The sequence below is a fragment of the Stenotrophomonas maltophilia genome (assembly GCF_001676385.1).
GTDB classification, from domain to species: Bacteria; Pseudomonadota; Gammaproteobacteria; order Xanthomonadales; family Xanthomonadaceae; genus Stenotrophomonas; species Stenotrophomonas maltophilia_J.
Window position 1 is genome coordinate 1 of the sequence record NZ_LYVJ01000026.1, and the last position, 451, is coordinate 451.

Sequence of the window (451 nt, forward strand, 5' to 3'; positions counted from 1 at the left end):
ACCAGGCCGCGCAGGTACACCGTGTCCTTGGTGAAGGCCAGGCCGCCACTCGGCGGCACCCCACGGAACACGCGCTGTGCCGACGCAAAGCTCTCTTCGGCGTTCTGCCCGGCATCGCAGAAGTAGCGGAACACCTCGATGAAGTCGGCGCCTTCGCGGGCCATCGCGATCGCTTCGGTGCGCAGACTGATTCGCTTCAGGCGCTCGATGTCGATGCTGCCGGTGATCTGTTCGGCGAAGGTGGCCAGCCCTTCCTGGGTGGCCGTCACCCGCGGCGAGGACAACGCCAGGCTGGGCAGCACCGGTTGTTCGCGGCCATTCAAGGCGGTCAGCGAATGCACCAGCGCTTCGTGGTGGAACAGCTGCGCGCGGTCGTAGGCACTGAAGCGCGCACTGGTGCGCAGGCGGATGCGGGTCGGTCCGGCAGCGGCCTTGGACACCAGCTCTGGAT

1 protein-coding gene is annotated in these 451 nt (G+C 67.2%); it reads right to left on the reverse strand.

Features of this window, described 5'->3' with window-relative positions; all coding sequences use genetic code 11:
• On the reverse strand, window positions 1-451 hold a 451-nt coding region (locus tag A9K58_RS18775; protein WP_155760546.1), incomplete at both ends, for a tyrosine/phenylalanine carboxypeptidase domain-containing protein.